The following is a 12266-nucleotide window of genomic DNA, read 5'->3' as shown; positions in this document are numbered from 1 at the left end:
CGCAGGAGTGTCGACGATAACCGGCCGGGGCAGCGCCCGGCCAGTGTTTTACGCCTTGCTCAGCGCACGTGCACGTAGGTGCCGGGAGAGGCCTCCATGGCGGGGTACTGCTTGTTGCCGACGCTGAACACACTCTCGCGCTTTTCACCCGAGTGTTGCTGGATCCACTCCAGCCACTGTGGCCACCAGCTGCCGGTCTTCTTCTCGGCTTCGTGATACCAGGCGCGCGGGTCGCTGGTCAGTTTGCCGTTCTCGAAGTAGGTTGCCTTGGGGTTGCCCGGCGGGTTGAGGATGCTCTGGATATGCCCGCTGTTGGACAGCACGAAGCGCCGATTGCCGCCGAGCAGCAGCGCCGAGCGGTAGACCGAGTCCCAGGGTGTGATGTGGTCGTTGATGCCGGCCACACTGAAACTGTCCACCGTAACCTTGGACAGGTCGATCGGCGTGCCGCAGATTTCCATACCGCCGATGCGGGTCAGTGGGTTGTGCTTGAACAGATCGAGCAAGTCGCCGTGCAGGGCCGCAGGCAGGCGGGTGTTGTCGTTGTTCCAGTAGAGGATGTCGAAGGCGGGCGGCTCCTTGCCCATCAGGTAGTTGTTGACCCAGTAGTTCCAGATCAGGTCGTTGGGGCGCATCCAGGCGAACACCCGGGCCATATCACCGCCGTCCAGTACGCCGCTCTGATAGGAGCGGCGCTTGGCCGACTCCAGGGTCTGCTCATCGGCGAACAGCATCGCCGGGCTTTCCACTTGAGCATCCATCAGGCTGACCAGGTAGGTGGCGCAGCCGACCTTGCGCAGCTGGCGCTTGGCCTGCAGGTGGCCCTGCAGTGCGGCGATGGTCAGGCCGCCGGCGCAGGCGCCGAGCAGGTTGACCTCCTTGCTGCCGGTGATGGAGCGGCAGATTTCGCTGGCTTCCTCGACCGCCTGCACATAGCTGGACAGGCCCCATTCGCGATGGCGGGCATCCGGGTTGCGCCAGCTGATCATGAACACCTGCAGGTCGTTCTTCAGGCAGTACTGGATGAAGCTCTTCTCCGGCGACAGGTCGAAGATGTAGAACTTGTTGATCTGCGGCGGCACCACCAGTAGCGGCACGGCGTACTGTTTTTCGCTCATCGGCTTGTAGTGGATCAGCTCGAACATCTCGCAGCGGAACACCACCGAGCCCGGTGTCATGGCTAGGTTGCCGCCGACCTCGAAGGCGCGCTTGTCCACCTGCTGGGGCATACCGCCGTTGTGCAGCATGTCGTCGAGCAGATGGCGGGCGCCGCGGAACACGCTGCTACCGCCGCTGTTGAACAGCTCCTTGAGCGCCAGCGGGTTGAGCAAGGTGTTGGAGGGGGCGAAGGCATCGTTGAGCAGGGAGAACAGGAAATGCGCGCGGGTGCGGTCGTCCGGCGACAGGTCGCTCTCGTCGATCCACGCCTTGAGTTGCTTCTGCCAGGCCAGGTAGGCCTGCAGGCTGCGCCGATAGAAGGGGTTGAGCTGCCAGGTAGGGTCGCTGAAGCGGCTGTCCTGGGGATTGGGCTGATAGGGCGTGTCGCCGAGCATCACCCGCCCCAGTTGCTTGCCGAAGGCCAGCAGGTGGCGTGTGCTGTGGACGGGTTGGCGCAGGCCCTGGAAAGCCAGGGTGCGCAGGGTGGAGAACAGATCGCGACCGCGTACTCCTACCATGGCGCTTTGCGCGTTCATGTAGTTTGCGGGTACCGGCAATGATCCTGATGCAGTCTTTTCACGCATGGGGCAGGCTCCGTCGTCAAACTGTCATATCCGATGACAGCAAGGCTTGTACCAAAGCGCGCCGGAGGGCATTCCAGACTGCCGCGCAAAATATCTTCCTTGTCCGGCGGGCTTCGCTTTGGGGCGAGCCTGCCGGAGCAGCACTACAGTTGTGCGATCAGTGGCTGCGCACGGGTGTCGGTTGTGGATGCATCACGGCGCGCTGCCGCTCTTCCTGAAGGAACGACATGATGATCGGCGCGACGGCTTCGGCGCGCGTCACCAGAAACAGGTGACCGTCGTCGATCACGTGAAGTTCCGCATTGGGGATACGCCAGGCCAGCAGGCGCATGTTGATCAGCGGAATGAGCGGGTCGTCGTCACCCGCCAGCACCAGGGTGGGCTGGCGGATGCGGTGCAGCCAGTGGATGCTGGTCCAGCCGAGGCCGGCGAACAGTTGCCAGTAATAGCCCATCTTGCCGCCGGAGCGCACCTTGCTGGCGTGTGCCAGCGCCAGCTTGGGGTCGCGCCGGAAGGCGCCACCGTAGATGTCCGGCGCAATGTGTACGCCGTAGGACGGTTGGATATAGCGCTTGGGGCTGGCCATGCGCCAGAGCACCTTGGGTTTGCCAGGCACCATCACGGCGCCCGCCGAGGTGGCAGCGAGCACCAGTTTCTTGCAGCGTTCGGGATAATCGTGGGCGAACTGCTGAGCCAGTGCACCACCCCAGGACACACCGATGGCGTTGACCTGGCCGTAGTCCAGATAGTCGAGCATGCGTGCGGCCAGCTTGGCCAGGCCGGGGAAGCGGTAGGGCGTACTCGGGGTTGAGGAGCCGCCGACACCGGGGACGTCGAAGGCGATGACCTCCAGGTCCGGGTCGAGGGCCGCGACGAAGGGCATGACCAGCTCCAGGTTGGCGCCGATGCCGTTGAATATCAACAGTGGCGGCAGACTGCTGCTGCCTGGTCGCACCGCGGTGCGAAGGATCTGGCCATCCAGCTCGATGGATCGGAATGCAAATGGTTGCGACATGCGCTAGGCCCTATACGTGGATCGGTGGAGGCGGCCTATCCACGGCCGCACACCTGTTTCCCGCCTTGGCGGGCACTCCCCAGGCGCATCGGCACCGGGGAGCGTGCGGCACTTCCGGGTGCCGCGGGGCAGTACTGCGCAAGGTGCAGCGTTGCTGTAGTTGTGGGTATGAGCTTCAACGCTCGTGGACATAGGTCCCCGGAGCGGCTTCGCCTTCGGCGTGTTTCTTGTTGCCCAGACTGGCGGGTGCCTTCTTGAGTTTGCCCGAGCGCTCAACCAGCCACTGTTGCCAGTGCAGCCACCAGGAGTCGGCGTGCTTGGTGGCGTTTTCCTGCCACTCGCGGGCGTTGGCTGCCGGCTCGCTATTGGTCGAGAAGCGCGCCTTGGGGTTGCCCGGCGGGTTGAGGATGCTCTGGATATGGCCGCTGTTGGACAGCACGAATTCGACCTTGCCGCCGAACAGCAGCGAGGACTTGTAGCAGGCTTCCCAGGGGGTGATGTGATCGGTGGTGCCGGCCACGCAGTAGATGTCGCTGGTGACCTGTTTGAGGTCGATCGGCGTGCCGCAGACTTCCAGGGCGTTCGGGCGGGTCAGCGGGTTGGTCTTGAACAGTTCGATCAGATCGCCATGCAGGGCTGCCGGCAGGCGGGTGGTGTCGTTGTTCCAGTAGAGGATGTCGAACACCGGCGGCTCGTTACCGAGCAGGTAGTTGTTGACCCAGTAGTTCCAGATCAGGTCGTTGGGGCGCATCCAGGCGAACACCTTGGCCATGTCCTTGCCCTCCAGAACACCGGTCTGGTAGGAGCGGCGCTTGGCGGCCTCCAGGGTCTTCTCGTCGGCGAACAGGGCGACCTGGGTGTCCAGCTTGGTGTCGAGCACGCTGACCAGCAGGGTCGTGGAGTTGATCTTCTTCTCGCCGGTGGCGGCATAGTGGCCCAGCAGTGAGGAGATGGTGATCCCGCCCGAGCAGGCGCCGAGCATGTTGACGTCCTTGCTGCCGGTGATGTCGCTGACCACGTCGATGGCTTCCTTGAGCGCCTCGATATAGGTCGACAGGCCCCATTCGCGTTGGGCCTTGGTCGGGTTGCGCCAGCTCACCACGAAGGTCTGCACATGGCTGCGCAGAAGGAAACGCGCCACGCTCTTCTCGGGCGACAGGTCGAAGACGTAGAACTTGTTGATCTGCGGCGGTACCACCAGCAATGGGCGCTCGTGGACCTGCTCGGTGGTCGGCTTGTACTGGATCAGTTCCAGCAGGTCGTTGCGGAACACCACGGCACCTTCGCTGGTGGCCAGGTTCTTGCCGACCTCGAAAGCATCCATGTTGACCTGGCTGGGCATGCCGCCGTTGTTGACGATGTCCTTGGCCAGGTGGGAGAGGCCGTCGAGCAGGCTCTTGCCGCCGGTCTCGAAGAAGCGTTTGACGGCGGCCGGGTTGGCCATGCTGTTGGTCGGGGCAAAGGCCTCGGTCATCAGGTTGATGACGAAGTGGCCGCGGCTGGTGTCCTGCTCGGTGAGGTTGCTGTCTTCGATCCAGTCATGCAGTTCCTTGCGCCAGGCCAGGTAGGTCTGCAGATAGCGGCGATAGAGCGGATTCTGTGACCAGGCCGGATCGGCGAAGCGGCGGTCGGTGTCTTCCGGGGTCAGTTCGGACTGGCCGAGCATCACGCGCTTGAGCTCGAGTGCGAAGTGGGTTGCGTGTTTGGCGCTGTGCAAGGGCTGCCGGATGGCCTGGGCCAGCACCATGCGAGCAGAAGTGAGTAGATCCTTGCCGCGCAAGCCGATAACCGGGTTCAACCCCAGGGTGTTTTCCGAGGCTTGGCGGTGCAGGTCTTCATTGTTCTTTTGGGTCATCTACGACGCTCCATTGTCCTGAGACGAATACCAACTGCAGCTGTGCAACGCGGACACAGGGCGAAGGGCTGGTACTGCTCGGGTTGCCGGGTGCGGAATTTTTCCGCGCTTACTTCGCATCTAGCTTGGCTAAATGCATGGAACCTGCCAGTTCCTTGGTTACCCGAGTTTCCGTTTTTGCGCAAGTTCGCCGGTGAAGGCGAGCGGCGCGCGCGAGTATGCCGAGAGCGATTAGAAAATGCGCTCTAGGTATTAAGGGAATATTGCGCGGCGCTCTGGCCTGAGCGTTTGGCTGGGGGGTTAAAGCATCAGGCGGACGACGGACTCGTCCGGGTCGCGGGATTTGCCGGCGGCGGCCAGTTCGCCGAGGTAGTCGGCCCACAGCTCGTCCTGGCGGGTGGCGAGCTGGTAGAGGTAGTCCCAGGTGTACAGGCCGCTGTCATGGCCATCGTCGAAGCACAATTTCAGTGCATAGTTGCCCGCAGGTTCGATGCGCTCTAGGCCGACCTTGAGTTTGCCGGTCTGCAGGATCGGCTTGCCGTGGCCCTGTACCTCGGCGGAGGGCGAATGCACGCGCAGGAACTCGGCGCTCAGCGAGTAGCTCTGCTCGCCATAGCGCAGCTCCAGGGTTTTCGAGAGCTTGTGCAGTTTGATCGCGCTGGGCGTGGGCATGTTCGATTCCAGTGGGGTGACGCAGCCCGGATCGCTCCGGGCTGGCGGTGCCTGATTACAGGATATAGCGCGACAGGTCTTCGTCCTTGGCCAGCTCGCCGAGGTGACCGTTGACGTAGGCGGCGTCGATGCGGATCGCCTCGCCGTTCTGTTGCCCGGCCAGATCGCCGGCGCTGAAGGAGACTTCCTCCAGCAGGCGTTCGAGCAGGGTGTGCAGGCGCCGGGCACCGATGTTCTCGGTCTTCTCGTTGACCTGCCAGGCGATTTCGGCGATGCGCTGGATGCCATCGGCGGCGAACTCGATGTTCAGGCCTTCGGTCTTCAGCAGCTCGCGATACTGTTCGGTGAGTGCCGCGTGCGGCTCGGTGAGGATGCGTTCGAAGTCCTGCGGCGACAGGGCCTTGAGTTCGACGCGGATCGGCAGGCGGCCTTGCAGCTCCGGTACCAGATCACTGGGCTTGGACAGGTGGAAGGCGCCGGAGGCGATGAACAGGATGTGGTCGGTCTTGACCATGCCCAGCTTGGTGTTGACCGTGCAGCCTTCGATCAGCGGCAGCAGGTCGCGCTGCACGCCCTCGCGGGACACGTCGGCGCCGCCGACATTGCCGCGCTTGGCAACCTTGTCGATCTCGTCGATGAAGACGATACCGTGCTGCTCCACTGCCTCCAGGGCGCGGGCCTTGAGCTCTTCCTCGTTGACCAGGCGCGCGGCTTCTTCGTCGCGGATCAGCTTGAGGGCGTCCTTGACCTTGAGCTTGCGGGTCTTCTTCTTGCCCTTGTTGAGGCCGGAGAACAGGCTCTGCAGCTGGTTGGTCATTTCCTCCATGCCGGGCGGCGACATGATCTCCACACCCACCGGCGTTTCGGAAACCTCGATGTCGATCTCCTTGTCGTCCAGCTGGCCTTCACGCAGGCGCTTGCGGAACAGCTGGCGGGTGTTGGAGTCCTGGCTCGGCGCCGGGTCTTCGTTGAAGCCGGCGCGTGCCGGCGGCAGCAGGGCGTCGAGGATGCGCTCTTCGGCGGCATCTTCGGCGCGGTGCTGCATCTTCTGTACTTCCTGCTCGCGCAGCAGCTTCAGTGCGGCGTCGGCCAGGTCGCGGATGATCGACTCGACGTCGCGGCCGACATAGCCGACCTCGGTGAACTTGGTCGCCTCGACCTTGAGGAAGGGCGCGTTGGCCAGTTTGGCCAGGCGCCGGGCGATCTCGGTCTTGCCGACGCCAGTGGGGCCGATCATCAGGATGTTCTTCGGCGTCACTTCCTGGCGCAGCTCTGCCGGCAGCTGCATGCGCCGCCAGCGGTTACGCAGGGCGATGGCCACGGCGCGCTTGGCGTCGTCCTGGCCGATGATGTGGCGGTTGAGCTCGGAAACGATCTCGCGAGGGGTCATGGACATGCAGCGTTACTCCAGCGGAAGCCGTGCTTATTCAGCGCAGTCTTCTTCTTCGATAGTCAGGTTCTGGTTAGTGAAGACACAGATGGAGCCGGCAATGTTCAATGCGGTTTCGGTGATTTCACGGGCGGACAGTTCGGTCTTCTGCAGCAGGGCCATGGCCGCGGCCTGGGCGAAGCCGCCGCCGGAGCCCATGGCGATCAGGCCGTGCTCGGGTTCGACCACGTCGCCGTTGCCGGTGATGATCAGCGAGGCGTCCTTGTTGGCGACGGCGAGCATGGCCTCCAGGCGGCTCAGCGAGCGGTCGGTGCGCCAGTCCTTGGCCAGCTCGACGGCGGCGCGCACCAGGTGGCCCTGATGCTTCTCCAGCTGGCCTTCGAAGCGTTCGAACAGGGTGAAGGCATCGGCGGTGGCGCCGGCGAAACCGGCCAGCACCTGGCCGTGGTACAGGCGCCGGACCTTCTTGGCGTTGCCTTTCATGACGGTATTGCCGAGGGACACCTGGCCGTCGCCGCCCATGACGACTTTGCCGTTGCGGCGCACTGAAACGATGGTGGTCAAGGGGAGAGTCTCCACGCAGCGGGGCGGATTGCCCGGATGGAGAAACAGATGGGGGAGCCTGCCCGGCTTTTCAACCGGGCGGGTCAAGATCGTGCTTCAGCGAACCTGGCGCTGCTGTAACAGCAGATTGCTGAAACCGCTGCTGGCCAGCTGTTTCTGCGCGCCGCCGAGCTTCTCGCGACTGGCAAAGGGGCCGACCAGCACGCGGTGCCAGGTTTCCTCGCGGACCTTGCCGGACTCGACCTGGACGTTCTGGCCGAGCAGGAGGATCTGCGCGCGTACCTTGTCGGCGTCTTCGCGCTTGCGGAACGAGCCGGCCTGCAGGAAGTACTGGGTGGTGAGCGGTGCCTGCGCCACCACCGGCGGCGGTGGCGGCACCTCGCCGTTGAGCGCGGCCTGGGCGCGGGCGGCGTCGATCTTCGCCGCTTCCTCCGGCGTTACCGGTTTGCTCGGCGGCTTGACCGGCTCGGGCTGCACGGCCTCCGGCGGCACTATGACCTCGGACTCCGGCAGCAGCGTGTAGAAGTCGTACTTGGGCTTGTTCGCCTCGGGCTGGGGCTTTGGCTTCTGTTGTACCGTCTTCTTGGCCTGTTCCGGCTTGGCCCGCTTCACGTCGTCGCGGCCGGGCTCCAGGCTGAACAGGAACATGAAGAAACCGCCGATCACCAGACCACAGGCCAGCCAGACCCAGCCGGGTACCGGCTTTTTGGCCGGTGCCTGGTAGCGGCTGGCGCCACGCTTGGGTGCGGGTTTCTTCTTTGCTGCCACTTACATGCGCTCCAGGGTTTCCAGGCCGAGCAGCTCCAGGCCCTGCTTGAGTGTGCGACCGGTCAGGGCGGCCAGGCGCAGGCGGCTGTTACGCACGGCCTCGTCTTCGGCGGCGAGGATCGGGCAGTGTTCATAGAAGCTGGAGAACAGCCCGGCCAGGTCGTACAGATAGCTGCACAGCAGGTGCGGGGTGCCTTTCTCGGCGACGCTGGCGAGTTGCTCGTTGAACTGCGCCAGCCTGGCGCCGAGCGCCTGCTCCTGCTCTGCGATCAGCTGGATCTGCCCGCCGATGTCCTCGATGCCCTTGCCCAGCTTGCGGAACACGCTGGCTACGCGGGTGTAGGCGTACAGCAGGTAGGGCGCGGTGTTGCCCTCGAAGCTGAGCATCAGTTCGAAGTTGAAGCTGTAGTCGCTGGTGCGGTGCTTGGACAGGTCGGCGTACTTCACCGAGGCGATGCCGACGACGCGGCCGATCTGGCGCAGTTCGTCTTCGTCGAGGTTCGGGTTCTTGCTCTTGACCAGGGCGTAGGCGCGCTGCTCGGCTTCGTCGAGCAGGTCGACCAGCTTCACGGTGCCGCCATCGCGGGTCTTGAACGGCTTGCCGTCGGCGCCGTTCATGGTGCCGAAGCCCATGTGTTCCAGCTCCATGCTCGCGGGTACGAAACCGGCCAGGCGTGCGGCGGCGAACACCATTTGGAAGTGCAGGGCCTGGCGCTGGTCGACGAAGTACAGAACGCGGTCGGCCTTCAGTACATTGGCGCGATAGCGGGTGGCTGCCAGGTCGGTGGTGGCGTACAGGTAGCCGCCGCCGGCCTTCTGCACGATCAGCGGCAGCGGGTTGCCCTCGGCGTTCTGGAATTCATCCATGAACACGCACTGGGCGCCGTTGTCCTCACTCAGCAGGCCCTTGGCCTGCAGGTCGGCGACCACCTGGGGCAGATCGTCGTTGTAGGCGCTCTCGCCCTTGACGTCGGCCATGGACAGCTTGACGCCGAGGCGGTCGTACAGCGCCTGGCAGTGGCTCAGGGAGATGTCGTTGAAACGGTGCCACAGGCGCAGGCACTCGGCATTGCCGGCCTGCAGCTCGACCACCAGCTGGCGGGCGCGGTCGGCGAACTCGGCTGAGTCGTCGAAGCGCTTCTTGGCGGCGCGATAGAAACCTTCCAGGTCGGCCAGCTCGCTTTCCGCGGCGGCCGGGTTTTCCTGCATGTAGGCCAGCAGCATGCCGAACTGGGTGCCCCAGTCGCCGACATGGTTCTGGCGGATGACCTCGTCGCCGAGGAACTCCAGCACCCGGGCCACGCCGTCGCCGATGATGGTCGAACGCAGGTGGCCGACGTGCATTTCCTTGGCCAGGTTGGGCGCGGACAGGTCGACCACCACGCGCTGCAGCGGGCCGGATTTGTGTACGCCGAGCTTGGCGTCGGTCAGCGCGGCCTCCAGGCGCTGGGCCAGGGCGTCGCTGTTCTGGAAGAAGTTGAGGAAACCGGGGCCGGCGATTTCCACCTTGCTGATGGAGGCATCGCTCGGCAGGGCGGCCAGCAGCTTCTCGGCGAGGTCGCGCGGCTTCATGGCGGCCGGTTTGGCCAACATCATGGCGATGTTGCTGGCGAAGTCGCCGTTGCTCTTGTCCCGGGTGTTCTCCACCTGGATGGCCGGGCTCAGGCCTTCGGGCAGCACGCCGTCGGTGGTGAGGCGGGTCAGGGCTTGCTGGATCAGGTGGCGAATGGTGTCTTTCATGGTCTGCTCGGTCGGCCGTGGCGGGTCGAAACGGTGGATTATCGGTGCCCGAGGGCATCAGCGGCAACCCGCTAGGCGCGAGCGCTATTCGTGGCGGCGCTTCACGAACAGGGCCCGCCCTGGCGGAGGGGTGTCAGCGCGGATAGAAATCCACGTGCTAGCCCGACTGTAATCCGAGATCGTGCCCGCTCTGCGACTCAGAACAGATCGATCGGATCGACATCCAGCGACCAGCGTACGGCGCGCCCGCTGGGCATGGCTTCCAGTATCGGCAGCCAGGCTGCCAGCAGGCGGTGCAGCGACGCACGGCTGCCGGCCTGCAGCAGCAACTGGGCGCGGAAACGGCCGGCACGACGCTCCATCGGCGCCGGCACCGGACCGAGCAGCTCGATGCCGGCCAGCTTCAGCTCGTCGCGCAGCTGTTCGGCATAGGTGCAGGCCTGGTCGAGGAAGCCTTCGGCCTGGCCCGGCTTGTGCGCCTCGCCGCGCACCAGGGCGAGATGGCTGAACGGCGGCAGGCCGGCGCCACGGCGCTCGCTCAGGGCCTGTTCGGCGAAGGCGGGGTAGCCTTGCTCGGTCAGCTGGACCAGTAACGGGTGGTCGGCCAGGTGGCTCTGGATGATCACCTTGCCGGCTTCCTCGGCGCGGCCGGCGCGGCCGGCGACCTGGACGATCAGCTGGGCCATGCGCTCGCTGGCGCGGAAGTCGGCGGAGAACAGGCCGCCGTCGGCGTCGAGAATGGCCACTAGGGTCACCCGTGGGAAATGGTGCCCCTTGGCGAGCATCTGGGTGCCGACCAGGATGCACGGCTCACCCTTGTTGATGGTGTGAAACAGCTTGTCCATCGCGCCTTTGCGCGCCGTGCTGTCGCGGTCGATGCGTAGCACCGGGTGCTCCGGGAAGAGGATGTTGAGGCGTTCCTCGGCGCGCTCGGTGCCGGCGCCGACCGGGCGCAGGTCGACCTTCTGGCAGTCCGGGCAGTTGTGCGGGGTGCGCTCGACGTGGCCGCAGTGGTGGCAGCGCAGCTCATGGTGGCGCTGGTGCAGGGTCATGCGCGCGTCGCAGCGTGGGCACTGGCTGATCCAGCCACAGTCGTGGCACAGCAGGGTGGGGGCGAAGCCGCGGCGGTTGAGGAACACCAGCACCTGCTGGCCAGCCTCGAGGGTCTGGCGGATGGCCTGTTGCATGGGCCCGGAAATGCCGGAGTCCAGCGGCAGGCTCTTCACGTCCAGGCGCAGGAAGCGCGGCGGCTGGGCGTTGCCGGCGCGCTGGCCGAGGCGCAGCAGGGCGTAGCGTCCGGCATGAGCGTTGTGCAGGCTCTCCAGCGAGGGGGTTGCGGAGCCGAGGACAATCGGCAGGTTCTCCTGGCGTGCGCGCACTAGGGCCAGGTCGCGGGCGTGGTAACGCAGGCCTTCCTGCTGTTTATAGGAGGCGTCGTGTTCTTCGTCGACGATGATCAGGCCCGGTTTCTTCATGGGGGTGAACAGCGCCGAACGGGTGCCGATGACAATGTCGGCCTCGCCGTCGCGCGCCGCCAGCCAGGCGTCCAGGCGCTCGCGGTCATTGACCCCGGAGTGCAGCAGGGCGATGCGCGCATTGAAGCGCCGGGCGAAACGTTCCAGGGTCTGCGGCCCCAGGTTGATCTCGGGAATCAGCACCAGTGCCTGCTTGCCGGCTTCCAGGCAATGGCGGATCAGCTGCAGATAGACCTCGGTCTTGCCGCTGCCGGTGACGCCGTACAGCAGGTAGGCGCCGAAGTCGCCCATGCCGGATTGCACAGCGGTGAAGGCGGCGCGCTGTTCGGCATTGAGTGGCAGCTCAGGTTGTGCCAGCCAGCCGCCATGGCGTTCCAGTGGCTTGCTGCGCTGCACTTCGACGCGCACCAGGCCTTTTTCCAGCAGCAGGTCGAGGCTGTCCTTGTTCAGTAGCAGCTTGCCCAGCATCGCGTGCGGTACGCCGTGGTGGTGCTGGGCCAGAGTGCGCAGGGCCTCGCGCTGGCGCGGGGCGCGGGCCAGGCGCGGATCATCCAGGCTGGCGCCCTCGCTCATGTGCCAGTAGCGCTCCTGGCGTGCTGCCGCCGGTTCGCCCTGGCGCAGCAGCACGGGCAGGGCCCAGCTCAGGGTGTCGCCCAGGCTGTGCTGGTAGTACTGCGCCGTCCACAGGCACAGCTTGAACATTGGCGCCGGGAGCGGCGAGTTGCGGTCGAGCAGCTCCAGGGCCGGCTTGAGCTTGTCCGCCGGTACGTCGCTGCTGTCCGCCAGCTCCACCAGGATGCCGATCACTTCGCGTCGCCCGAACGATACGCGCAGGCGCGCGCCCGGCTGCAGCGCGTCACGCGGTACGCCGGCCGGCGCCTTGTAGTCGAACAGGCGGCGCAGTGGCGAGGGCAGGGCGAGGCGCAGGATGGTGTCGGGCACGGCGGGCTCCAGAGGCGAAGCGGCGATGCTAGCATGCCCGCACGTCGCCACGGTTGGGCGGCGGCTTGCGCGCAAATGGCGGTCTGGTATAGTGCGCGGCTTA

Annotated in this window: 9 protein-coding genes; all 9 read right to left on the bottom strand. The window is 65.3% G+C overall.

Going from position 1 to position 12266, the window contains the following annotated elements:
• Positions 1–59: 59 nt before the first annotated feature.
• The 9 genes from phaC (AYB31_RS00195) to AYB31_RS00155 all read right to left on the bottom strand — a co-directional run bounded on the left by phaC (AYB31_RS00195) (position 60) and on the right by AYB31_RS00155 (position 12163).
• Positions 60–1742: a class II poly(R)-hydroxyalkanoic acid synthase gene (phaC, locus tag AYB31_RS00195; RefSeq protein ID WP_068824563.1), complete on the bottom strand. Its 1683-nt coding sequence runs from the start codon at positions 1740–1742 to the stop codon at positions 60–62.
• A 157-nt stretch (positions 1743–1899) separates the two neighbouring features.
• Positions 1900–2757, bottom strand: coding sequence for a poly(3-hydroxyalkanoate) depolymerase (gene phaZ / locus AYB31_RS00190; protein WP_068824561.1), 858 nt, complete (start codon positions 2755–2757; stop codon positions 1900–1902).
• A gap of 175 nt (positions 2758–2932) precedes the next feature.
• The gene (phaC, locus tag AYB31_RS00185) at positions 2933–4612 is read right to left on the bottom strand and encodes a class II poly(R)-hydroxyalkanoic acid synthase (protein WP_068824560.1); all 1680 of its coding nucleotides are present in this window, start codon (positions 4610–4612) and stop codon (positions 2933–2935) included.
• Between the two features lie 300 nt (positions 4613–4912).
• Positions 4913–5284 carry a gamma-butyrobetaine hydroxylase-like domain-containing protein gene (locus tag AYB31_RS00180; RefSeq protein WP_068824559.1) on the bottom strand — a complete coding sequence of 124 codons (372 nt, stop codon included), beginning with the start codon at positions 5282–5284 and terminating at the stop codon, positions 4913–4915.
• Between the two features lie 55 nt (positions 5285–5339).
• Positions 5340–6680, bottom strand: coding sequence for an ATP-dependent protease ATPase subunit HslU (gene hslU, locus AYB31_RS00175; RefSeq protein WP_068824558.1), 1341 nt, complete (start codon positions 6678–6680; stop codon positions 5340–5342).
• Between the two features lie 27 nt (positions 6681–6707).
• Positions 6708–7238: an ATP-dependent protease subunit HslV gene (hslV, locus tag AYB31_RS00170; RefSeq protein ID WP_068824557.1), complete on the bottom strand. Its 531-nt coding sequence runs from the start codon at positions 7236–7238 to the stop codon at positions 6708–6710.
• Positions 7239–7334: 96 nt separating this feature from the next.
• Complete coding sequence (locus tag AYB31_RS00165) at positions 7335–8006, bottom strand: SPOR domain-containing protein (protein ID WP_068824556.1); 672 nt, start codon at positions 8004–8006, stop codon at positions 7335–7337.
• Positions 8007–9746, bottom strand: coding sequence for an arginine--tRNA ligase (gene argS / locus AYB31_RS00160; RefSeq protein ID WP_068824555.1), 1740 nt, complete (start codon positions 9744–9746; stop codon positions 8007–8009).
• Between the two features lie 197 nt (positions 9747–9943).
• A complete protein-coding gene (locus AYB31_RS00155) occupies positions 9944–12163 on the bottom strand; it encodes a primosomal protein N' (protein ID WP_068824554.1) in 2220 nt (739 codons plus the stop codon).
• Positions 12164–12266: the final 103 nt, after the last annotated feature.

It is taken from the genome of Pseudomonas sp. BMS12 (assembly GCF_001592875.1).
In the GTDB taxonomy this organism is placed as follows: domain Bacteria; phylum Pseudomonadota; class Gammaproteobacteria; order Pseudomonadales; family Pseudomonadaceae; genus Aquipseudomonas.
This window is presented reverse-complemented; position numbering and strand designations above follow the sequence as displayed.